The sequence below is a fragment of the Micromonospora sp. SCSIO 07396 genome (genome assembly GCF_053667945.1).
On the sequence record NZ_CM132210.1, the window covers coordinates 6,348,091 to 6,367,889 of the forward strand.

At 71.5% G+C, this 19,799-nt stretch carries 25 protein-coding genes; 12 read left to right on the plus strand and 13 right to left on the minus strand.

Annotated features, from left to right (window positions below):
* Positions 1-35 precede the first annotated feature (35 nt).
* Positions 36-971 (minus strand): DUF2690 domain-containing protein, encoded by a 936-nt coding sequence (locus ACWCHM_RS27955; protein ID WP_281901490.1) that lies wholly within the window; start codon positions 969-971, stop codon positions 36-38.
* Between the two features lie 269 nt (positions 972-1,240).
* Between ACWCHM_RS27955 and ACWCHM_RS27960 the strand changes: the two genes are divergently transcribed.
* From ACWCHM_RS27960 to ACWCHM_RS27970, 3 genes are all read left to right on the plus strand, one after another.
* Positions 1,241-2,056 carry a hypothetical protein gene (locus ACWCHM_RS27960; protein ID WP_281901492.1) on the plus strand — a complete coding sequence of 272 codons (816 nt, stop codon included), beginning with the start codon at positions 1,241-1,243 and terminating at the stop codon, positions 2,054-2,056.
* A 51-nt stretch (positions 2,057-2,107) separates the two neighbouring features.
* Entirely contained in the window at positions 2,108-2,980 is an 873-nt protein-coding gene (locus ACWCHM_RS27965) for a transglycosylase SLT domain-containing protein (RefSeq protein ID WP_204958459.1), read from the plus strand.
* A gap of 311 nt (positions 2,981-3,291) precedes the next feature.
* Complete coding sequence (locus tag ACWCHM_RS27970; protein ID WP_421489723.1) at positions 3,292-3,642, plus strand: hypothetical protein; 351 nt, start codon at positions 3,292-3,294, stop codon at positions 3,640-3,642.
* Between the two features lie 62 nt (positions 3,643-3,704).
* On the opposite strand, the gene ACWCHM_RS27975 is transcribed toward ACWCHM_RS27970, so the two are convergent.
* Both ACWCHM_RS27975 and ACWCHM_RS27980 read right to left on the minus strand, forming a co-directional pair.
* Positions 3,705-3,896 (minus strand): DUF397 domain-containing protein, encoded by a 192-nt coding sequence (locus ACWCHM_RS27975; RefSeq protein WP_204925605.1) that lies wholly within the window; start codon positions 3,894-3,896, stop codon positions 3,705-3,707.
* Entirely contained in the window at positions 3,887-4,684 is a 798-nt protein-coding gene (locus ACWCHM_RS27980; protein ID WP_421489724.1) for a helix-turn-helix domain-containing protein, read from the minus strand. The genes ACWCHM_RS27975 and ACWCHM_RS27980 overlap by 10 nt, the downstream gene beginning before the upstream one ends.
* Positions 4,685-5,119: 435 nt before the next feature.
* Between ACWCHM_RS27980 and ACWCHM_RS27985 the strand changes: the two genes are divergently transcribed.
* From ACWCHM_RS27985 to ACWCHM_RS27995, 3 genes are read left to right on the plus strand one after another with little or no spacing between them, the layout of a single operon-like run.
* Entirely contained in the window at positions 5,120-5,425 is a 306-nt protein-coding gene (locus ACWCHM_RS27985; protein ID WP_421489725.1) for a hypothetical protein, read from the plus strand.
* The gene (locus ACWCHM_RS27990) at positions 5,422-5,676 is read left to right on the plus strand and encodes a flavin reductase (RefSeq protein ID WP_204958454.1); all 255 of its coding nucleotides are present in this window, start codon (positions 5,422-5,424) and stop codon (positions 5,674-5,676) included. The genes ACWCHM_RS27985 and ACWCHM_RS27990 overlap by 4 nt, the downstream gene beginning before the upstream one ends.
* A gap of 45 nt (positions 5,677-5,721) precedes the next feature.
* The gene (locus ACWCHM_RS27995; RefSeq protein ID WP_454220452.1) at positions 5,722-7,554 is read left to right on the plus strand and encodes an NHL domain-containing thioredoxin family protein; all 1,833 of its coding nucleotides are present in this window, start codon (positions 5,722-5,724) and stop codon (positions 7,552-7,554) included.
* 10 nt (positions 7,555-7,564) lie between these two features.
* On the opposite strand, the gene ACWCHM_RS28000 is transcribed toward ACWCHM_RS27995, so the two are convergent.
* Genes ACWCHM_RS28000 through ACWCHM_RS28010 form a run of 3 tightly spaced genes read right to left on the minus strand, consistent with a single transcriptional unit; the run spans position 7,565 to position 9,841 of the window.
* A complete protein-coding gene (locus ACWCHM_RS28000) occupies positions 7,565-8,314 on the minus strand; it encodes a LamB/YcsF family protein (protein WP_454220454.1) in 750 nt (249 codons plus the stop codon).
* Positions 8,298-9,233: a 5-oxoprolinase subunit C family protein gene (locus ACWCHM_RS28005; RefSeq protein ID WP_454220455.1), complete on the minus strand. Its 936-nt coding sequence runs from the start codon at positions 9,231-9,233 to the stop codon at positions 8,298-8,300. Before ACWCHM_RS28005 ends, ACWCHM_RS28000 begins: the two co-directional genes overlap by 17 nt.
* The gene (locus tag ACWCHM_RS28010) at positions 9,230-9,841 is read right to left on the minus strand and encodes a 5-oxoprolinase subunit B family protein (RefSeq protein ID WP_454220456.1); all 612 of its coding nucleotides are present in this window, start codon (positions 9,839-9,841) and stop codon (positions 9,230-9,232) included. Before ACWCHM_RS28010 ends, ACWCHM_RS28005 begins: the two co-directional genes overlap by 4 nt.
* 107 nt (positions 9,842-9,948) lie before the next feature.
* Between ACWCHM_RS28010 and trhA the strand changes: the two genes are divergently transcribed.
* The gene (gene trhA / locus ACWCHM_RS28015; protein ID WP_454220458.1) at positions 9,949-10,626 is read left to right on the plus strand and encodes a PAQR family membrane homeostasis protein TrhA; all 678 of its coding nucleotides are present in this window, start codon (positions 9,949-9,951) and stop codon (positions 10,624-10,626) included.
* 76 nt (positions 10,627-10,702) lie between these two features.
* On the opposite strand, the gene ACWCHM_RS28020 is transcribed toward trhA, so the two are convergent.
* Positions 10,703-10,993, minus strand: coding sequence for a DUF6458 family protein (locus tag ACWCHM_RS28020; protein WP_454220460.1), 291 nt, complete (start codon positions 10,991-10,993; stop codon positions 10,703-10,705).
* A gap of 126 nt (positions 10,994-11,119) precedes the next feature.
* Between ACWCHM_RS28020 and ACWCHM_RS28025 the strand changes: the two genes are divergently transcribed.
* A complete protein-coding gene (locus tag ACWCHM_RS28025) occupies positions 11,120-11,656 on the plus strand; it encodes a SixA phosphatase family protein (protein WP_204958447.1) in 537 nt (178 codons plus the stop codon).
* A 33-nt stretch (positions 11,657-11,689) separates the two neighbouring features.
* Here the strand turns inward: ACWCHM_RS28025 and ACWCHM_RS28030 are convergent, their stop codons facing one another.
* The 4 genes from ACWCHM_RS28030 to ACWCHM_RS28045 all read right to left on the minus strand — a co-directional run bounded on the left by ACWCHM_RS28030 (position 11,690) and on the right by ACWCHM_RS28045 (position 15,985).
* Positions 11,690-11,959 carry a DUF6458 family protein gene (locus ACWCHM_RS28030; protein WP_204958446.1) on the minus strand — a complete coding sequence of 90 codons (270 nt, stop codon included), beginning with the start codon at positions 11,957-11,959 and terminating at the stop codon, positions 11,690-11,692.
* A 197-nt stretch (positions 11,960-12,156) separates the two neighbouring features.
* Positions 12,157-14,013, minus strand: a complete 1,857-nt coding sequence (locus tag ACWCHM_RS28035; protein WP_281901515.1) for an acyl-CoA dehydrogenase — start codon at positions 14,011-14,013, stop codon at positions 12,157-12,159.
* Positions 14,014-14,125: 112 nt separating this feature from the next.
* The gene (locus ACWCHM_RS28040; protein ID WP_204958444.1) at positions 14,126-15,253 is read right to left on the minus strand and encodes a PP2C family protein-serine/threonine phosphatase; all 1,128 of its coding nucleotides are present in this window, start codon (positions 15,251-15,253) and stop codon (positions 14,126-14,128) included.
* A gap of 87 nt (positions 15,254-15,340) precedes the next feature.
* Complete coding sequence (locus tag ACWCHM_RS28045) at positions 15,341-15,985, minus strand: septal ring lytic transglycosylase RlpA family protein (RefSeq protein ID WP_421489730.1); 645 nt, start codon at positions 15,983-15,985, stop codon at positions 15,341-15,343.
* A gap of 184 nt (positions 15,986-16,169) precedes the next feature.
* Here ACWCHM_RS28045 and ACWCHM_RS28050 point away from each other — a divergent pair, with 184 nt between their 5' ends.
* Positions 16,170-16,718, plus strand: a complete 549-nt coding sequence (locus ACWCHM_RS28050; RefSeq protein WP_421490488.1) for a phosphoribosyltransferase — start codon at positions 16,170-16,172, stop codon at positions 16,716-16,718.
* A gap of 14 nt (positions 16,719-16,732) precedes the next feature.
* Here ACWCHM_RS28050 and ACWCHM_RS28055 read toward each other — a convergent pair whose 3' ends face one another.
* A complete protein-coding gene (locus tag ACWCHM_RS28055) occupies positions 16,733-17,275 on the minus strand; it encodes an alpha/beta hydrolase (protein WP_454220461.1) in 543 nt (180 codons plus the stop codon).
* Positions 17,276-17,375: 100 nt separating this feature from the next.
* Between ACWCHM_RS28055 and ACWCHM_RS28060 the strand changes: the two genes are divergently transcribed.
* On the plus strand, positions 17,376-17,807 hold the full coding sequence (locus tag ACWCHM_RS28060) for an ASCH domain-containing protein (protein ID WP_454220462.1): 432 nt from the start codon (positions 17,376-17,378) through the stop codon (positions 17,805-17,807).
* A 23-nt stretch (positions 17,808-17,830) separates the two neighbouring features.
* Here ACWCHM_RS28060 and ACWCHM_RS28065 read toward each other — a convergent pair whose 3' ends face one another.
* Positions 17,831-18,712, minus strand: coding sequence for an LLM class flavin-dependent oxidoreductase (locus ACWCHM_RS28065; protein ID WP_204958441.1), 882 nt, complete (start codon positions 18,710-18,712; stop codon positions 17,831-17,833).
* Between the two features lie 156 nt (positions 18,713-18,868).
* Here ACWCHM_RS28065 and ACWCHM_RS28070 point away from each other — a divergent pair, with 156 nt between their 5' ends.
* Together ACWCHM_RS28070 and ACWCHM_RS28075 are read left to right on the plus strand one after the other, a co-directional pair.
* Complete coding sequence (locus ACWCHM_RS28070) at positions 18,869-19,390, plus strand: hypothetical protein (RefSeq protein WP_454220463.1); 522 nt, start codon at positions 18,869-18,871, stop codon at positions 19,388-19,390.
* Positions 19,374-19,742: a hypothetical protein gene (locus tag ACWCHM_RS28075; RefSeq protein ID WP_204958439.1), complete on the plus strand. Its 369-nt coding sequence runs from the start codon at positions 19,374-19,376 to the stop codon at positions 19,740-19,742. Before ACWCHM_RS28070 ends, ACWCHM_RS28075 begins: the two co-directional genes overlap by 17 nt.
* Positions 19,743-19,799: the final 57 nt, after the last annotated feature.

Consider the following 19,799-nt stretch of genomic DNA (forward strand, 5'->3'; position numbering starts at 1 on the left):
GACCACTGCCCTCCGCACCGGCGCGGGGGGCAGTGTCATGTCCGGGCCCCGAGCTGCACGCAGGGGGTACGCGCGCTGGCCAGGACGCTGCTGTTGTCGGCCGCGGTGATGTCGACGGTGACCGACACGCAGCCCTTCGTGGTCCGCAGCACGTTGCCGAACACGCTGTACACCTGACTTTTGATCATGAACGGATAGTCGAACCGGCTGGATGCGCCGTCGGCGGGGCGGGTGGCCGCCAGCCGGATGGTCGCCCCGGTCGGCACCCGCTCGGTGGAGACGAACAGTGGCCAGGCCGCCTGGCAGCGCGGGGAGTAGCGCAGGGTCAGGTTGCCGTAGGAGGGCTGCGTCGGGTCGGGGTCGGGCACCGGGACGGTTTCCGCGCTGACCGCGTCGACCTGGCAGCGTTCCTCCTGCGGGTCCGCCCCGTCGGCGGCCGGCGTGCCGGCGGTGGGTGCGGCGGCGTCGGGTGCCGGGCCGGAGGCGTCGACCGCCCGGTCCGCCGGACGGTTCGTCCGGGTTTCCCGGTCGGCGATCATCGGTACGACCGAGCCGGCGACGACCACGGTGAGCCCGGCTGCGGCGACCAGTGCCCAGCGGGGCACCGGTGGGCGTCGGGCCGGTGACCGCAGGACCTCCGCTGTGGACCGTTGCGGTGGTTCGGCTGCCGGTCCGCCGGGGGCCGGTCCGCTGGCCTGGTCCGGTGCGGCCTCCCGGTGCCACCGGTCCCGCCAGGCCGCCTCGTCGCCGCCGCAGGCCCGGACGAAGGCCAGGGTCAGCTCCAGCGACGGCAGGCGGGTGCCGGAGAGCACCCCCGCCAGCGCGGTGTGTGAGTAGTGGGCGGTCGCCGACATCCTGCGCAGCGACGGTTGCCCGGCATCGCGCCGGAGCCGGGCGAGATCAGCGATGAATTCGTGGTGCCGGGCATCGCCGGCAGCCTGCTCGCCGACTCGTCCGCTTCGACCCGTCATGGACCCTCCCCCTGCGTGTAAACCCTGGTGTCAACGCACGTCAAGCCAGTGCTTTACAGGCGGGTGCCACGACAGGATCGACCCCGGAGCAGCCACCCGCCGGATAGGTGCCGGTGAATATGATCTCACGGCGAGTGTCGGGCCTGACACGCATCCGTTCGGCTCGAAATCGACATTCGCCCCGGGGATACCGCATCGCACGGACCACCGTCCGACGGGTACGCCGCACCACTTCCGGTGCGGCGCCGACCTCTCGACAGGAGAACCGCGTGTACCAGCCGAACGGCTCGAACCCCCCGGGCCGCACACCCCGCCGAGCACTGCCGAGGTTCGTCATACGGGTCCTCGCCGCCTGCGGCGTCACGGCGATGGTCCTGGTGGGCACGGCCGCACCGTCGTTCGCCGGCATCTCCGGCTACAGCGTCGCCGGCACGGGCGGCGCCGGCCTGATGGTGCGCACCAGCCCCTACGACGCCAACGCCGGCTCGGTGGCGCTCCTTGCCGACGGCACCGGGTTCGTCGCCGAGTGCGCGGTACGCGGGCGCAACATCTCCGGCAACTCCGTCTGGCACCGGATCAGCTCCCCGGCCAGCGGCTGGATCAGCGACTACTACACCAACACGCCGGGGTTCAACCAGTACCTGCCCAACGAGCCGGAGTGCTCCACCACCCCGCCGCCCACCGGCACCCGCGAGGACCGGGCGATGGCCTGGGCCCGGTCGGTCATCGGCCAGGCGTACACCAACGGGGACCTGGGTGACTCCAACCACCAGTGGGACGGCTGGTGCGACAACTTCGTCGGGCACGCCTACGGCCGGGCCGCCAGCGGTTACGCCTCGGCGATCGTGCACTACAACGCGCTGCTGTCGCGCGGCATGATCCGCACCACGGGCACCCCGCCGGCCGGTGCGCTGGTCTTCTACGCCGCCGCGTCGATCAACGGCTACTACGGCCACGTGATGCTCTCCGAGGGCAACGGCAACTACATCACCTCGGCAGCCACCGTCCGCCGCGTCTCGCAGACCTGGCCGGGTGCGCCGTACCTCGGCTGGTCCTACGCCGACCCGGAGTGGACCGGGCGCTGACGCCCCCACCCTGCCCGGCTCCCCTCCCGGTCGTCCGTTGAAAGGATCCTGATGCGTCTCCCCCTTCCCACCCGCGCGGCCCGGCGTGCCCTGCGCCTGGCCCTCGGCCTGACGCTGGTCGCCGCCGTCGGCGTCGGTGTCATGCCCACCCCCGCCACCGCAGCACCCGCCACCACCGGCCCGGCCGCCCACGCCGCGTCGGCCCCCCGCCCGGCCGACCAGGCCAGGCCGGCCAGTGTCGGTGGCCCCGCCATCGGCGCGAAGGCGAACCGGGTCGGCGTCAACGCGGTCGGTATCGACCTGTGCGCCCAGGTGGCGTACGCCGCCGGCTTCCGCAACAACCCGCTGGTCACCGCCGTGGCCGTGGCGATGGCCGAGTCCTCCTGCAACCCGTCGGCGGTCGGCAGCAACGGCCCCACCGCCGGTTGCTCGAACGGTTCGCTGGACCGGGGGCTGTGGCAGATCAACAACTGCTACCACCCCACCGTCACCGACAGTTGCGCCTACAACGCCCAGTGCAACGCCAACGCCGCCTACAGCATCTCCAGCGGCGGCAGCAACTGGCAGCCCTGGTCGACGTACAACAACGGGGCGTACGCCGCGTACCTGTCTGCCGCGCAGGCGGCGGTGGCCCGCCTGGGTGGCACCGGCGACCCGCCGGCGGTGACGGGCACGATCCTGGCCAACCCGTCGCTCAACATCCGCACCGGGCCGGGCACCACCTACGGCATCGCCGGCTCCGTCGCCTACGGCACCACCGTGCGGATCGCCTGCTACACCTTCGGCGAGTACGTCAGTGGCGGCTACTGGCCGTCGTCCACCTGGGACCGGATCACCAACCCGGCGACGGGCGTGACCGGCTACGTGGCCGACACCTGGGTCAACACCACCTACGACGTGAAGACGATGGTCGGTCGCTGCTGACCGTCCCGTCCGGGGGCCGCGCGGGTGGGGTTCGCACCCTGCCCGCGCGGCTCACCCGTGACCGCCCTCTTGCCCTTCCCGCTGGCGTGGCGGCGGCACCCCGCCGGGCGTGGCGGCGGCGACCCATGCCTCACCTGGAGAGCGGTATTCCTGACAGGCATAGATATGACTGACAGGCATACCGGTGTACGCCGGTATCACTCCCCCGGCCCCTGCGGCGGCCGGCAATCGCGGCCCGCACTCACGTTCGGCGGGACCGGGCAGTGTTACGGTCGGCGTGAAGCTTTCATGTCGACCGATGGAGGGCCCGAATGGGTCGCGGATCGTTTCCTTCGGGACTGGCGCGGTCGTTCAACGCGCGGATCATGGCGCTGCGGTCGTCGCCACGCTGGGGGCGGTTCCTCCGGCGGCACCTGGCCGTGGTCACCTACACCGGTCGCCGTTCCGGGCGGACGTTCAGCACGCCTGTCGCCTACCGGCAGACCGGCGACGCGGTGGTCATCCAGGTCGCGATGCCCGACGCCAAGCAGTGGTGGCGGAACTTCCTGGGCGAGGGCGGCCCGATCTCGCTGAACCTCGACGGGGCCGACCGGGCCGGGCACGCGGTGGCCCGCCGCGACGACCGGGGCCGGGTCACCGTCACCGTCGACCTGAACCGCTGACGCTGGCGGCCGTCGTCCGGGTCACGATGCCCGGTCGGCCAGGGCGACGTGTGGCCGGTCGATCAGACTCGATCAGGGACTCGGGCGACGAATGCCCGCCAAGCTTCGGGAGTGAAGGCGAGAGCAGGGCCGTTCGGGTCCTTGCTGTCCCGTACGCCGACCACAACGCGCAGATTGTCGGCCACCTCGACGCAGTTGCCGCCGTTGGTGCCGGACCTCGTGGACTTGCGCCATCGCGCGCCGGTCATGTCCATTTCTCCGCCATTTCCTTGATCAGACTCAGAGACGGCCTACGGGGAAGCGCATCCCGCAGAACCGCCTCCCAGGTCTTCTGGAGCGTAGCAATCTCGGTTTTTCCGCTGACGGTCTGCGATCTCACCTGATGATCGATGTGGCCGACGGTGGTCTCATCAGGCATCGTGGCGAGGATGAAGCCGCCTTGCAAGCCAGGGTAGAGCCCGGCATCGTCCGCGACGATGTGAATTTGGACGTGCGGGAGTTCGGCGACAGAAGCAAGGTGATCAACTTGCTCGCGCATCAGGGGCCGGTCGCCGTTGACCGTCCGGCGAAGCACAGCCACGTCAAGAACGACCACCACGTGCGGCGGGTCCTCCCTACTCAGGATCGACTGGCGCTCCATCCTGGACCGGACTCGGTGAGAGACTTCCTCAGCGCCGAGTAGGCCGCTGGCCCGAAGCGTCGCCTGCGCGTACGTCTCCGTCTGAAGGATGCCGGGGACGAATGCTGGCTCGTACCATCGCAGGGCCTTGGCCTGATCTTCGAAGTTGATCCACTCACGTAGCCATACCGGAGCCATGTCGAGCGCTGCGAGTCTTTCCAGAAGTCGCCCGAACATGCCACCCGTCCTGAGCGCCTTGTCGATCGCCGCCACGTAGTGCTCTGTGGGCGGACGAGTGCCCGTCTCTACCGCGCTGACGTGTGTGCCCGAGTAGCGGATGAACTTGCCGAACTCACCTTGGTTCATTCCCCGCGACGTCCGAGCATGGCGCAACTCGTCGAGCAGGATCTCCGCCGCCGACATGCTCACATTCCCCAAGCCTCCCCCAATACCCGACGGACTTACGTCAATCGGCCTTCAGTAGCGGTGTCGCATCCTGTCGGTGGCTCTCCATGTTGGCCGATTTGCTTCCGAGACTAGGGCTTCGCCGACGAGAGTTCCACCAACGAAACCGCTGTTGACGCCCGCTGCGACGAAACGGTTTCGGCGGAGGGGGGCACTGGCCTCCTCCCATTGACATCGGACAGAGGGGACCACCGTGCCGACGGACGACAAGCCGAAGCCCGCTCCGAAGCCCCAACCCCAACCAACCCCGCCGCCCCCACCACCACCGCCCGCGCCACCGATCGTCCCCGGCCCGATCGGGCCGTTCATCCCGCCCTACCGGGGACCGGGCCGGATGACGAACGTCGTCTTGGCGGGTCGCTGGACGGAGAGCCGGAACCGAGGGCCGGGGCGATGAGGGAACCGAGACTAAGGGGCGGCGACCTGGTCCACCTGACCCGCGAGGCCAGCCCGCAGTTCGTCAGGCCGATCACGGTGCGGGTGATCCGCGAGCTGACCGACCGCCACACGTACGACGGCTGGACCTGGATCGAGGCGTACGAGCTGGGGCCGGACGGCCTGGCCCGACGACGGCGCGAGCTGTACGTCCGCCGCGCCGGGGTGCGTTGGCTTCCCTCCCCGCCTCCGGCAGCGGCCCGGCCGCCCGCCCCACGGGCAGCGACCAGGTCGGCAGCTCGCGGCTCGGCGGTGCCGGCGTGACGCCGCTCGACGGGCTCGCCCATCGGCCGCTGCGCCCGATCTGGCTGTGCCGCCTCGACGCGAACCCGTGGCCGTGCGGGGAGGCGAAACTCGCCCTGCTCACCGTGTTCGCCGACGACCGGCCGGCTCTGCTGGCCCTGCTGTCGACGCTGCAACGGGAGGCGGAGGATCACCTCACCCAGCTCGACAGCGGCCGGTCGAACAATCTCACCGACCGTTTCCTGTCCTGGGCACAGCCACCCGACCACTGAGCCCTTCGTGCGACTCTTCGGCAGGCGGTGCGGCACGATGGGGGCATGAGCGCACGGGTACGGGCACCAGAGTTGCGTGGTCGGGGTTGGTTGAACACCGGTGGGCGGGAGCTGAGGCTCGCCGACCTGCGGGGAAAGATCGCCTTGTTAGATTTTTGGACCTTCTGCTGCATCAACTGCCTGCACGTGCTCGACGAGTTGCGCCCGCTTGAGGAGAAGTACGCCGACGTGCTGGTCGTCGTCGGGGTGCACTCGCCGAAGTTCGAGCACGAGAAGGATCCGGCCGCGTTGGCCGCCGCCGTCGAACGGTACGGCGTGCACCACCCGGTGCTCGACGATCCCGAGCTGGACATGTGGCAGCAGTACGCGGCGAAGGCATGGCCCACCCTGGCGGTGGTCGACCCGGAGGGTTACGTGGTCGCCACGATGGCCGGCGAGGGCCACGCCGAGGGGCTGATCCGGCTGGTCGACGACCTGATCGCCACCCACGAGGCCAAGGGCACCCTGCACCGGGGCGACGGGCCGTACGTGCCGCCGACGCCACCCGAGACGACGCTGCGCTTCCCCGGCAAGGCCGTGCTGCTCGACGGCGGCAACCTGCTGGTCTCCGACTCGGCCCGGCACAGCCTGGTCGAGCTGGCCCCGGACGGCGAGACGCTGATCCGGCGGATCGGTTCCGGTGAGCGGGGTCGGGTCGACGGCCCCGCCGGGTCGGCCAGTTTCGCCGAGCCGCAGGGGCTCTGCCTGCTGCCCGCGCACGTCGCCGAGGTCGCCGGCTACGACCTGCTGGTCGCCGACACGGTCAACCACCTGCTGCGCGGCGTACGCCTGGAGACCGGCGAGGTGACCACGGTGGCCGGCACCGGCCGGCAGTGGCGCTCCACTGTCGACGACCACGCCCACGACGCGCGCTCCGTCGACCTCTCCTCCCCCTGGGACCTGGCCTGGTACGACGACACGGTCATCGTGGCGATGGCCGGCATCCACCAGCTCTGGTGGTTCGACCCGATCAAGCGGACCGCCGGCATGTGGGCGGGCACCACGGTCGAGGCGCTGCGCGACGGTCCACTGACCGAGGCGTGGCTGGCCCAGCCGTCCGGCCTGTCCGTCTCGGCCGACGGCGCGCGGCTGTGGGTGGCCGACAGTGAGACCAGCGCCATCCGGTACGTGCAGAACGGCGTGCTCGGCACCGCCGTCGGGCAGGGGCTGTTCGACTTCGGGCACGTGGACGGGCCGGCCGACCGGGCGTTGCTCCAGCATCCGTTGGGGGTGTGTGCGCTGCCCGACGGCTCGGTGCTGATCGCCGACACCTACAACGGCGCGGTCCGCCGCTTCGACCCGGCGACCGGCCTGGTCGCCACGGTGGCCGACGGGCTGGCCGAGCCGAGTGACCTGGTGCTCACCGCCGACGGCGGGGTGCTGGTGGTGGAGTCGGCGGCGCACCGGTTGACCCGGGTCGCCCCGGGCGCGTTGACCGCTGCCGGGGCGGACACCGTGGACGGTCCCCGGCACCGGCTGGAGCGTAAACCCACCGACGTCGCGGCCGGCGAGGTGACCCTGGAGGTGATCTTCACGCCGGCGCCGGGGCAGAAGCTGGATGAGACGTACGGGCCGTCGACCCGGCTGGTCGTCTCGGCCTCACCGCCGGAGCTGCTCATTGAGGGGGCGGGCACCGGCACCGAGCTGTCCCGCCGGCTGGTGGTCGACCCGGCCGTGCCGCAGGGGGTGCTCCAGGTGACCGCGCAGGCCGCCACCTGCGACGCCGACGTCGAGCACGCCGCCTGCCACCTGACCCGCCAGGACTGGGGCGTCCCGGTACGGGTCGTCGACGACGGCGCGACCCGCGTCCCGTTGGTGCTGCGCGGCCTGGACACCTGAACGGGGACGGTCAGGCGAACGGGGTCGGGGTGACCCCGGCGTCGATCAACGCGGCCCGCACCACGGCGGCCGAGGCGACCGCGCCGGGGCTGTCCCCGTGCAGGCAGATCGAGGCGACCGGGCAGGGCACCACGGTCCCGTCGACCGCCACCACGGTGTGCTCGGTGGCCATCCGGACCGCCCGCAGCGCCACCTCCTCCGGGTCGGTGACCAGCGCGCCAGGCGCGGTACGCGGCACCAGCGCCCCGGTGGGCAGGTAGCCCCGGTCGGCGAAGCCCTCGGCGACCACCCGCAGTCCCGCGCCGACGGCGAGCTGGGCGAGGGTGGAGCCGGGGGCGCACAGGATCGGCAGCTCGTGGTCGTACCCGGTGACGGCGGCGACCACGGCGGCGGCCTGCACCTCGTCGGTGGCCGCCGCGTGGTAGAGCGCGCCGTGCGGTTTGAGGTAGCGCACCCGGGTGCGGTACGGCCGGCAGAACGCGTCGAGCGCCCCGAGCTGGTAGGTGACGTCGTCGCGCAGCTCGTCGAAGCCGTACGCGATGTGCCGGCGGCCGAAGCCCGCCAGGTCCCGGTAGCCGACCTGCGCGCCGACGGTGACACCGCGTTCGGCGGCGGCGGCGCAGACCCGGCGCATGGTCGACGGGTCGCCGCCGTGGAAGCCGCACGCCACGTTGGCGGAGGTGACCAGGTCGAGCAGCGCCTCGTCGTCGCCGAGCCGCCAGATGCCGAATCCCTCGCCGAGGTCAGCGTTGAGGTCCATGGAACCTCACCGTAGTCCCCGGCCGGGCCTGCGCGAGCCCGGTCACGTCGTCCACCACGCCGATCACCGGGTAGCCGCCGGTGGTCGGATGGTCGGCCAGGAAGATCAACGGTTGGCCGTCGGCGGGCACCTGCACCGCCCCGAGCACCACGCCCTCGCTGGGCAGTTCCCCGGCCACCGCGCGGGGCAGCGCCGCGCCGACCAGTCGCGCGCCGACCCGGTCACTGACCGGGCTCACCGCGTACGCCGTGCCGAGCAGCAGCGCCATCGCCCCGGCGGTGAACCAGTCGGCACGCGGGCCGGGGCGCAGGGTCAGCCACAACTCCGCCGGCACCGGTCGGCCGACGGTGAAGTCCACCGGTGCGGGCGGCCCGGCCGGTCGGCCGAGCGGGAGCAGGTCGCCGTCGCGGACCGGGGGCGGGCCGAGGCCGGCGAGGGTGTCGGTGGACCGGCTGCCGAGCACGGGCGGGACGGCGATCCCGCCGTCGACCGCCAGCCAGTTGCGCAGCCCGTTCCGGGGCGTGCCGATCCGCAGCACCGCGCCCGCCGGCACCGCCAGCGGCCGGCCCACGTCACCGGGCCGACCGTCGACCCGGACGTCGACGTCGGCCCCGGTCACCGCCACCGTGCCGGCCCGGGTCAGCCGCAGCTCACCACCGCCGAGGGTCAGCTCCAGACCGGCGGCGTCCGCCTGGTTGCCGACCAGCCGGTTCGCCAGCGCCAGCGCCGCCGGATCCAACGCCCCCGACCGGGGTACGCCGAGATGCGCCCACCCGGGCCGCCCCAGGTCCTGCACGGTGGTACGCAGTCCCGCCCGCCGCACCTCGATCGCGCCGCCGGCCGGGTCGGCCGACCTGCCGTGCGGCCCGGTCACCCGGCCACCAGCCGGAGCGGGTGGCGGATGGTGCGGCCCGGTCACACCGTCACCAGCCGGACCCGGGTGCCGGGGGTGAGGGTGGCCGGCGGATCGGCGGACACGTCGAACAGGGTCAGCGTGGTCCGCCCCACCAGCAGCCAGCCGCCCGGCGACGCGCTCGGATAGATCCCCGCGTACGGCCCGGCCAGGGCCACCGAGCCGGCCGGCACCCGGGGGCGCGGGGTGGGCAGTCGGGGCACCGCGTACTGCGGGGGCAGCCCGGTCAGGTAGGCGAAACCGGGGGCGAACCCGCAGAACGCCACCCGGAACTCGGTGTCCGCCAGGCGGCGCACCACCTGGGGCACGGTCAGCTTCCAGTGCTCGGCGACCCGGGGGAGGTCGTCCCCGTCGTACACGGTGGGCACCTCGACCAGGCGGGCGGCGGCCGTGGTGGTGGCCGGGTCGGGGGTCCAGCGGGTGATCCGGGCGGCTGTCGACGCCGGGTCGGGCACCCCGTCGAGCAGGACGGTGCCGGCGGCCGGGACGATCTCGGTGGCGGTCAGCTCGCCGGCTTCCCGGCGTCGCCACAGCTCGGCCCGCCACTGCTCCACCTGGGCGGGGTCGTCGCAGTCGAGCAGGAGGGCGTGCCGGCCCACGGGTCGGATCCGCATTGCGCCATACTCTCCGATCGATGGGCCGTCCAGGGCAGGTGGACCCGATCCGGGTCGTGACGGGTCGCACTACCTAGAAGTAACCTACGGTGCCGTAACCTGTTTGCGTGACCACCTCCGCACCGCTTCGACTCAAGCCTGTCGACATCGGTAAGCCCCGGATGCGCGGCTGGCTGCACACCTACGCGTTCTTCGTCGCGCTCGTCTGCGGCATCGTGCTCAGTGCGATCGCGGCCACCAGACCCGGCTGGACACCCCTGGTCAGCTGCCTGATCTACAGCGTGACGGTCTGCGGCCTGTTCGGCACCAGCGCCCTCTACCACCGCCGGGTGTGGTCGGAGCGCGGCTACCAGATCATGCGCCGGATGGACCACTCGATGATCTTCGTGTTCATCGCCGGGACGTACACCCCGCTTTGTGTCCTGCTGCTCGACAGGCGGATGGCCATCCTGATGCTCGGCCTGGTCTGGGGTGGGGCGTTGGCGGGTGTCGCCGTCAAGCTGATCTGGCCGCACGCCCCGCGCTGGGTTTCCGCGCCGCTCTACCTGGCCCTCGGCTGGGTGTCGGTGGCGATCCTCCCGCAGATCCTGCGCCAGGGCGGGGTCACCGTGCTGGTGCTGCTCGCCGCCGGCGGCGCGGTCTACAGCATCGGCGCGGTCTTCTACGCGCTGCGCCGGCCGAACCCGTGGCCCACCGTCTTCGGCCACCACGAGTTCTTCCACGCCTGCACCCTGATCGCCGCCCTCTGTCACCACATCGCGATCTACTTCGCCCTCTTCGCCTGACAGCGGAGAGGAACCACAGACAGTTCGGGGGCCCCGCGCCGTTGCGGGGCCCCCGAGATCGTGGGGTGCGGGACGGTCAGACCGGGTAACCCGAGCCACGCGTCTCGCGGTACTCCTCGCGTACCACCTGGCCGCCCTGCACCGGAACGACCGGGTCGGCGACAACCTGGTCCTGCCGCACCGCGGTGGTGACGACGGCCCGGCGGCGGCCGTTCCAGAAGTAGAGGGTGGTCAACAGCCCGACGACACCGGCGAGCATCAGCACCCAGCCGACCACGTCGAGGTTGAGCCATCCCAGATTGGCGTCGACGGCGAACGCGAAGATCGCGCCCACCGCGATGAGGAAGATGCTGGCACCGATGCCCATGACGTCGCCTCCTTGGCTGTCAGCTGGCGTTACCCACCCGGCCACGGCCATCGAGGGCATCGATGAGCGAGTGGCATCCATCGACTTACCCAGGCGGCACCCGCGCCAATCAGGCAAGCTGGTGCAATGACGGACGGCGAGGCCGCGACACGGACCCTGGTGCTGCTCCGGCACGCCAAGGCCGAACAGCCCACCACCGGCCCGGACGTGGAGCGCAGGCTGACCGCCCGGGGGCATGCGGACGCCGCCGCCGCCGGTGCGTGGCTGGCCCGGCAGGGTCTGCTCCCCGACGTGGTGATCTGTTCGGCGGCCCGCCGGACCAGGCAGACCTGGCACGACGTGGCGCTGGGCATGACCGGGTCCCCGCCGGAGGGTGGCCCGGCGGGGACGGCTCCGGTGGTGCGGTACGCCGCCGCCGCGTACGAGGCGCACCCGGACGACCTGCTCGACCTGGTGCGGACGGTCGAACCGGAGGCGGGCACGGTGCTGCTCGTCGCACACAATCCGGGCGTCTCGCTGCTGTCGGCGCTACTCGACCCGCAACGGGCCGACCGGGAGGGGCTGCGCACCACCGACCTGGTGGTGCACCGGGTGGCGACGCCGTGGGCGGAGCTGACCCCCGGCGACGCCCCGATCACCGCCCGGCACACCGCCCGCGGCTGACCCTCCCAGCCAGCCACCGGGACGGCCGCGCGTTCAGGACGGAGGTGCGGTAGGCGGCGGCGGGTCGGGCGGCGGCGGCATCATCGCGGTCGGGTGGGAGAGCCGGTTCTCCTCCACGATGAGCGTGCGGGCCCGCTTGCGCCGGTCCTGCCAGAACCACAGCGTGGTGAGCAGTATGGCCAGCCCGGCCAGGATGAACACCCAGCCGACTGCGCGCAGGTCGATCCACCAGACGTTGGCCCGGATCGCGAACGTCATGATCGCGCCGAGCGCGATGAGAAAGATGGCGCTACCAATACCCATGTGCGCTGCACTCCCCCGTGCGGTGGCCGTTGGGCGTGCCCTGACGACGTGGTCCGCGCGGCTTACCCGCCCAGCCCCCCGCCTACCGGGATGGGGGCGGGCAATCCGGGGGGCGGTCAGCGCAGAAAGGCCGATGTTGCGGTATCCGGACGATCGGATACCGCAACATCGGCCCATGCTGAATCAGCTCGGCGGGATCAGAACGCCTCCTCCGGGAGGTCCATGATGTCCAGGTCGGCGCCCTCGATGATCCGCCGGTCGGCGCCGATGCGGGGCAGCACCTCACGGGCGAAGAACCGGGCGGCGGCCACCTTGCCGGTGTAGAACGCCCGGTCGGTGGCGGAAACCTCACCGGCCAGCGCCTTGAGGGCCACGTCGGCCTGCTTCTGGAGCAGCCAGCCGACCACCAGGTCGCCCAGGGCGAGCAGGAAGCGGCGGCTGCTCAGACCGACCTTGTAGAGGCTGCGCGCGTCGCCGCCCTGGGCCTCGCCGAGCCAGCCGGTCAGCACGCCGATGATGTTCTGGATCTCGCCGAGCGCCCGGCCGAGCGCCAGCCGCTCCTCCTTGAGCTGCCCGTTGCCGGCCTCGCTGGTGATGAACTCCTGGATCTCACCGGCGACGGCGGTCAGCGCCCGGCCGTTGTCCCGGACGATCTTGCGGAAGATCAGGTCGAGGCTCTGGATCGCGGTGGTGCCCTCGTACAGGGTGTCGATCTTGGCGTCCCGGACGTACTGCTCCAGGGGGTAGTCCTGGAGGAAGCCCGAGCCGCCGTAGGTCTGGAGCGACTCGTGGCCGAGCAGCTCGTACGCCCGCTCCGAGCCGACGCCCTTGACCAGCGGCAGGAGCAGGTCGTTGACCCGCTTGGCCAGCTTGGTCGCCTTCTCGTCGCCGGCCGCCTCGGCGACGGCGACCCGGTCCTGCCAGCCGGCGGTGTAGCAGACCAGCGCGCGCAGGCCCTCGGCGTACGACTTCTGCATCAGCAGCGAACGGCGCACGTCCGGGTGGTGGGTGATGGTGACCCGGGGGGCGGTCTTGTCGGCCTGTTGGATCAGGTCGGCCCCCTGCACCCGGTTCTTCGCGTACTCCAGGGCGTTGAGGTAGCCGGTGGACAGGGTGGCGATCGCCTTGGTGCCGACCATCATCCGGGCGTACTCGATGATCATGAACATCTGCCGGATGCCGTCGTGCCTGTCGCCCAGCAGCCAGCCCTTGGCCGGTACGCCGTGCTCGCCGAAGGTCAGCTCGCAGGTGTTGGAGACCTTGATGCCCATCTTGTGCTCGACGTTGGTGGCGTAGACGCCGTTGCGCTCGCCCAGCTCACCGGTCTCGGCGTCGAAGTGGAACTTCGGCACGACGAACAGCGACAGCCCCTTGGTGCCGGGTCCACCGACGCCCTCCACACCGACCGGGCGGGCCAGCACGTAGTGCACGATGTTCTCGCTCAGGTCGTGCTCACCGGAGGTGATGAAGCGCTTCACGCCCTCGATGTGCCAGGAGCCGTCCGGCTGCGGGATCGCGCGGGCGCGGCCGGCCCCGACGTCCGAGCCGGCGTCCGGCTCGGTCAGCACCATCGTGGAGGCCCACTGCTTGTCGATGAAGAGCTTGGCCCACTTCTGCTGCTCCTCGGTGCCCTCGACGTGCAGCACGTGGGCGAAGGACGGACCGGAGGCGTACATCCAGACCGGGGCGTTGGCGCCGAGGACGAGCTCGGCGAGCGACCACCAGAGGGCGCGCGGGGCGCTGCTGCCGCCGAGGGCCTCGGGGAGGTCCAGCCGCCAGAACTCGGAGTCCATGAACGCCTGGTACGACTTCTTGAACGACTCCGGCAGCGGCGCGGTGTGCGTGGCGGGGTCGAAGACCGGCGGGTTGCGGTCGCTGTCGGTGTAGCTGGCCGCGAGATCCTCACGGGCCATTCGGTCGACCTCGGAGAGGAAGCTGCGGGCGGTGTCGACGTCCAGGTCCGTGTACGGCGCCTGGCCGAACGTCTGGTCCGCCCCGAAGACCTCGAACAGATTGAACTCAAGGTCCCGAAGGTTGCTCTTGTAGTGGGTCATGTTCGCGGCCCCGCTTCCGGACAGGTGTTACCGATCAGTAACCCACACTGTATTACTCACGGGTAGGCAGCGACAACCCGCTCGCGGAAGTGACGGCGATTACACACCCGGCTCAGCTCTCGGCCGCGCCGACCTCCCACGAGGGCACCGCCACCGTGACCCCGCTGCGCGGGCCGGTGTACTCCATCAGGACCAGGGCGATGTCGTCGTCGAGCCGGCCGTGCACCCACTCGACCAGCGCGGTCTCCAGCGAGGCCAGGCCGTCGCCGACCGTGCCGTGGCCGAGCAGCCGCCAGGCCCGGTCGGCGGTCGGGAAGAACTCGCCGTCGCGCCGCGCCTCGCCGAGACCGTCGGTGAACAGCAGCAGCCGGTCCCCCGGCTCCAGCCGCTCGACCCGGGGCCGGACCACCGGCATGAACCCCAACGGCGGGGCGGGGGCGGGCGGTTCCAGCGGGATCACCGCACCCCGGCGCAGCAGCAGCGGGGCCGGGTGACCGCAGTTGACGATGGTCAGCGTGCCGCCGCGTTCCTCGACCACGGCGGCGGTGACGAAGTCCTCGTCCCCCACGTTGCGGGCCACCGCCCGGTCCAGGTCGGCCACCACCGCCCGCAGGTCGGGCCGCTCGTACGCCACGTGCCGGTAGGAGCCGAGCACGATGCTGGCGAGCCGGACCGCGTCCAGCCCCTTGCCCCGCACGTCCCCGATGATCATGCGGACGCCGTACGGGGTGTCGATCGCCTCGTACAGGTCGCCGCCGATCTCGGCGGTGGCCGTGGGGGAGATGTACCGCGCCGCCACCGCCAGGGTGCCCACCTGCGGGCCGAGCGGACGCAGCACGGCCTGCTGGGCCACCGAGGCCAACCTGGACAACTCGCCGATCCGCTCCACCTGCCCCTGCCGGACCGCCGCCACGCTCGCCGCCACCACCGTGGCGACGGCGATCCCGACCAGGGACACCGCCGTGGGTAGTTCCATCGCCGGATCGGCCACCGCGAAACCGACCCCGACCAGCAGCGCGAGGAAACCCACCCCGGCCACCGCACGCCACGAGGCGAAGCCGGCGGCCAGGATCGGTGCCACCGTCATCAGCGCGACGTAGTGCACCGCACGGCCGTCGGCCGACTCGATCGCCGAGACGAGCGCGAGCAGCCCGACAGCCGCGCCGACGCCGGCGCGGGACCCGGGACTCAGTGGGCCTCGGCCCAACTGGAAGGCATGTTTACGTACGTGGGACAGCATGCCTGATGGAACCGGGCCGGAGAATGAACCTAGCCCCACGATTGAGGGTGTTCTACCCGGCCGTCCCGCCGACGCCACCGTTCGCCGTCAGCCCAGCACCTCGTACCTGACGGTCAGTTCCCCCAGGTCGACCGAGGCGATCGCGGCGAAGGCGGCCCGGGACAGGTCGATGCAACGCCCGTCGATGAACGGGCCACGGTCGTTGATCCGTACGGTGACGGACTTGCCGTTGGCCGGGTTGGTCACCCGGACCTTCGTGTTGAACGGCAGGGTCTTGTGGGCGGCGGTCAACGCGCCCGGGTCGAAGTTCTCCCCGTTGGCGGTCAACTGACCCTCGTCGTAGAAGGACGCGCCACAGGAGCCGCTGTCGACGACGTTGCTCTTCGCGGCCGCCTTCTTGGTGGTGGCGGACGGCTTGGGCGCGGCCGTGCGCGGCTTGCTCCGGGAGGCGGCCTGGGTCCGGGTCGGCTTCGGGCTGGCCGTGGCGGTGGGCGACGGGCTGGCGCTCGGGGAGGCGGTGGCGCTCGGGCTCGGGGTCGGGGTCGGCGCGTCGGTGGTGGCGACGGCACCGGGGGCGACCGTGTCCACGATCACGGGGGCCGGCGCGTCGTCGGCGGTCAGCTGCACCGCGCCGACGGTGCCGCCGACGGCGAGCGCGACGCCGAGCGCGGCGGTGGCGGCGATGCCGGCGGGTGAGGAGAAGATCCGGGTACGGGTATGCCTGCCAACCACCGGCTCGGTCCTTTCGTATGCCTGCATAACGGCTCGGACCGTAACGAGAGAAGCACTTCCGAAGTCAACGTGATCATGGTGGTATGCCCGGAATTACAGTGATACGTGTGACCGATCAGCCGAGGACCGCTGGGCCGCACGGGCCAGAATGCCACCGATGGCATTCACCGCCGAAGATGTGGACATGACCGTGACACTGCGTGACCGCCTGGCCGAGCTGTTCGCCTGGGTCGATCCAGGCCCCGGCAGCAGCCACCTGGTCAGCGACGTCTCGGCCTGGTGGCGGGACCCGCAGGTGCTGGCCAGGCTCGGTCCGGCCCTGGTCACGCCGTTCCGCACCGACCGGCCCACCGTCGTCGTCGCCCCCGCGGTGACCGGGCTGATGCTCGGGCCGCTCGCCGCGACCGCCCTGGGCGTCGGCTTCGTCCCGGCCCACAAGCCGGGCGACGGACGCCTCCCCGCCGGCCCGCTGACCTGGGCGCAGAGCCCACCCGACTTCCGGGGCCGGCAGGTCGACCTCGCGGTACGCGACGACCGGCTCGGCGCGCACGACCGGGTACTCATGGTCGACGACTGGGTCGCCACCGGCGCCCAGGTGCGGGCCGTCCGGGACCTGTGCGCCGCCCGGGGCGCGCACTGGGTCGGCGTCGCCGCCGTGGTCGTCGACCTGCCCGAACCGGTCGCCGCCGAACTGGGCGTACGCGGGCTGCTCACCCCCGCCGACCTGCCCTGACCCACGCTCCGGTGTCAGCCCGGCCAGGTGAGCCGCACGAACTCCTCGACCGCCGTGCAGACCTGTCCGAGCACCTCGGCCGAGCGGGCCAGTGGGCCGGGCACCAGCAGTCCGTGGTCGGCGTCCGGCACCTCCAGCACGTGCGGGGTGAGCCGCCGCGCCACCGCACCGTCCCACGCCCCGTCGGCCGTACCGCCGACCAGCAGGAAAGGCGCGGACGCCCGGTCCAGCGCCGCCACCACCTCGGGGCGGTGCAGCAGCGGCGTCAACCAGATCGCGGCCAGCCCCCGGTCGACGACGAGCGGGGCGGCCAGGGTGCCGAGCGACTTGGCGACCAGCAGATCAGTCGGTGTTTCCAGGGTCGGGGCGACCTGCCCGGCGACCCAGTCCATCGCCACCGACGGGGGCGCGCCGTCCGTACCGATCCCCTCCGGCGGCTGCCAGCCGATCTCGTGGACGTCGAAGCCCGCCCGGCGCAGGCCCTCACCCGGGTAGGCGAACAGCGGGTAGTGGGTGTCGTAGCCCCGTCCGGGGACGAGTACCGCGCGTCGGTCCATGGTTCCTCCCGTCGTCGACCCACCGTAGCGACGGCGGAGCCGACCGTGGGGGCGTCGAAACCGGGCGACGGGAGATCGACGCGGCGGTAGCCTCGGCCGCATGTGGCCACGGATCGGCGGACTCCGCACGCTCGCCCTCGGCACCCCCGGCGAGGTGCGCACCACACTCAACACGCTGGTGCTGGCCGGGGTGAAGACGGCCACCGCCGGCCTGCTCACCGAGTACGCCGACGAGAACGAGGAGTTGGAGCACGTCGGCGAACGGCTGGCCCTGGTCGACGACCGGGACGCCCTCGTCGGGGTGGTCGAGGTGACCGGGATCGAGATCGTCCCCTTCGCCGGGGTCTCCTGGGACTTCGCCCGCTCCGAGGGGGAGGGCGACCGCTCGATCGGGGACTGGCGGGCGGGGCACGCCGGGTACTGGGCGCGGGTCGGCACCCCGGTCACCGACGACACCGAGATCGTCTGTATCCGGTTCCGGCTGGTCTCGGCCGGCGACGGCGGGACGCCCACCGGCGACCTCGGCACCTGAACCGCCCCGGGAGGGGCCGCCCGTCAGGGCGTACGCAGCTCCGGCAGCAGCCGGGTCGCGACGTCGACCAGCACCGCCTCGTCGCCGGCGTACCAACTGTCGGCCCGGGGCCAGTGGGTGATCACGTCGGTGAAGCCGAGCGCCGCCGCCCGCGCCACCTGCTCGGCGAAGAAGTCGGCGCTGCGCAGCGAGAAGACCGGTGCCGAGTCCAGCGAGAGGTAGCGGGGCAGGCTGGCCGGGTCCCGGCCGACCTCGTCGAGGGTACGGTCCATCCAGGCGCAGAGCGTCGCCACCCCGTCCCACCAGGCCGTCAGCTCCTCCTCACCGGTGCCGGTGGTGACCCAGCCCTGACCGAACCGGGCGGCCAGCCGCATCGACCGGGGCCCGTTGGCGGCCATCACGAACGGCACCCGGGGCTGCTGCACGCAGCCGGGGTTGTTCCGGGCGTCCACCGCGCTGAACCAGTCGCCACGCCAGGTGGTGCCGTCCTCCCGCAGGATCAGGTCCAGCAGCTCGGTGAACTCGCCGAACCGGTCCACCCTCGGCCGGGGCGGCAGCGTCTCCCCACCGAGCACCGCCGAGTCGAAGCCGATGCCGCCGACGCCGAGGCCCAGCAGCAGCCGCCCGCCGGAGATGTCGTCGAGGGTGGTGACCTGTCGGGCGAACGCGGCCGGATGCCGGAAGTTGGGCGAGGCGACCAGGGTGCCCAGCCGGACCCGTTCGGTCACCATCGCGGCGGCGGTCAGCGTCGACATCGAGTCGAACCAGGGACCGTCGACCAGATCCCGCCACCCCAGGTGGTCGTACGTCCAGGCGTGGTCGAAGCCCCACGCGTCCACCTGCTGCCAGCGCCGACGCGCCTGTGGCCAGCGCTGGTCGGGGAGGATCACGATGCCAATCCGCATGATCGCCAGCGTAGGCAACAGGCCCGCCTCCGAGAGGGCCGAGGGTGGCACCTCATTCGCGCCGCGCCGCCGATTGTCGATCATCTGCCAGTACGGAGTGCTGTGCCGCATCTGCGCCCACAGTAGGGTGGGCCACACCGAAAGGATGGTGCTGCCGTGAACGTGCTTGACCTTATAGGTCACGTTGCCGACATATCGGCAGTGCCAGTCGCGATCATCGGCTTCGGGGTCACCTACAATCAGGTAAAGAAGACGCGCAAGGCTGCGGAAGCCGCCGAAAGCGCCGCCCGAAATTCGCAGAAGGCCATCGGAAGAAGCAGTCTTTTGGGCCTGATCCCTCAGTTGCAGCGAGTCGAAGAGGAACTGGACCGCGCGATCAGAAGCGGCTCGGAGCCCGTCGTCGCCTCCTCGCTTCAATCCTGGCGCTGGCAGGCGGGCCAGGTACGCGGCCTCCTACAGGTTGGCAAATTGGCAAGACGTGAGCTGCTGGTCGACATCCAGGATTCCGTGTCGGCCGCGTCCCAGGCCCAGATTGAGCTGAGTGGGTCAGGTGGTGACCTGAACTTGGCCGCGGCAACAAAGGACGTGCGGGACGCGATAGCCAAGGTAACGAACGAGCTGGGCGCAATTGCGACCGTGCAGGGCATCCAAGCTGGAGGCGTTGACGATGCAAGGTGATTTTACGATTGGCCGCCTGCTCCACTTGGTTAGACTGCTGAACACAAGAACCGACCGCGGGTCCATCGAATGGAAACCCACCCCACGCATGAACCCGTTCGGCTCCAAGGCGTTCCGAACTTCCACCCCCTCCTCCTCCCTGACCCTCTCCTTCAACGGTCGTCGACACAACATCCGGATCATGGACGAGAATGGAAGTATCGTCGCAGAGTATTCAACCGGGAGTGACTCGCCCGAATCTCATGAGCTGGATTCTGAACTCGAACGGCTCTACGATCTGGTTCACGTCGAGACGTCGCGGGTGAACGAATCGATCGAACGGGTGATTCGCGAACTCGAAGGCGGGCTCTAGCACAGGGACCGCAGCTGCGCAGCGGTGGGCGTTGGGGTACCTCCGCGCTCCCGTGGG

Excerpts from the sequence above, each read along its gene's own strand:
- ACWCHM_RS27955 (WP_281901490.1), bottom strand. The coding sequence starts at position 971 with ATGACGGGTCGAAGCGGACGAGTCGGCGAGCAGGCTGCCGGCGATGCC.
- ACWCHM_RS28030 (WP_204958446.1), bottom strand. The coding sequence starts at position 11,959 with ATGGGTATTGGTAGCGCCATCTTTCTCATCGCGCTCGGCGCGATCATG.
- ACWCHM_RS28065 (WP_204958441.1), bottom strand. The coding sequence starts at position 18,712 with ATGCGGATTGGCATCGTGATCCTCCCCGACCAGCGCTGGCCACAGGCG.
- ACWCHM_RS28055 (WP_454220461.1), bottom strand. The coding sequence starts at position 17,275 with ATGGACCGACGCGCGGTACTCGTCCCCGGACGGGGCTACGACACCCAC.
- ACWCHM_RS28010 (WP_454220456.1), bottom strand. The coding sequence starts at position 9,841 with ATGCGGATCCGACCCGTGGGCCGGCACGCCCTCCTGCTCGACTGCGAC.
- ACWCHM_RS27985 (WP_421489725.1), top strand. The coding sequence starts at position 5,120 with ATGAGGGAACCGAGACTAAGGGGCGGCGACCTGGTCCACCTGACCCGC.
- ACWCHM_RS27975 (WP_204925605.1), bottom strand. The coding sequence starts at position 3,896 with ATGGACATGACCGGCGCGCGATGGCGCAAGTCCACGAGGTCCGGCACC.
- ACWCHM_RS27980 (WP_421489724.1), bottom strand. The coding sequence starts at position 4,684 with ATGTCGGCGGCGGAGATCCTGCTCGACGAGTTGCGCCATGCTCGGACG.
- ACWCHM_RS28040 (WP_204958444.1), bottom strand. The coding sequence starts at position 15,253 with ATGCTGTCCCACGTACGTAAACATGCCTTCCAGTTGGGCCGAGGCCCA.
- ACWCHM_RS27965 (WP_204958459.1), top strand. The coding sequence starts at position 2,108 with ATGCGTCTCCCCCTTCCCACCCGCGCGGCCCGGCGTGCCCTGCGCCTG.
- ACWCHM_RS28025 (WP_204958447.1), top strand. The coding sequence starts at position 11,120 with ATGACGGACGGCGAGGCCGCGACACGGACCCTGGTGCTGCTCCGGCAC.
- ACWCHM_RS28000 (WP_454220454.1), bottom strand. The coding sequence starts at position 8,314 with ATGGACCTCAACGCTGACCTCGGCGAGGGATTCGGCATCTGGCGGCTC.
- ACWCHM_RS28060 (WP_454220462.1), top strand. The coding sequence starts at position 17,376 with ATGTGGCCACGGATCGGCGGACTCCGCACGCTCGCCCTCGGCACCCCC.
- ACWCHM_RS27995 (WP_454220452.1), top strand. The coding sequence starts at position 5,722 with ATGAGCGCACGGGTACGGGCACCAGAGTTGCGTGGTCGGGGTTGGTTG.
- ACWCHM_RS28050 (WP_421490488.1), top strand. The coding sequence starts at position 16,170 with ATGACCGTGACACTGCGTGACCGCCTGGCCGAGCTGTTCGCCTGGGTC.
- ACWCHM_RS28020 (WP_454220460.1), bottom strand. The coding sequence starts at position 10,993 with ATGGGCATCGGTGCCAGCATCTTCCTCATCGCGGTGGGCGCGATCTTC.
- ACWCHM_RS28035 (WP_281901515.1), bottom strand. The coding sequence starts at position 14,013 with ATGACCCACTACAAGAGCAACCTTCGGGACCTTGAGTTCAATCTGTTC.
- ACWCHM_RS27970 (WP_421489723.1), top strand. The coding sequence starts at position 3,292 with ATGGGTCGCGGATCGTTTCCTTCGGGACTGGCGCGGTCGTTCAACGCG.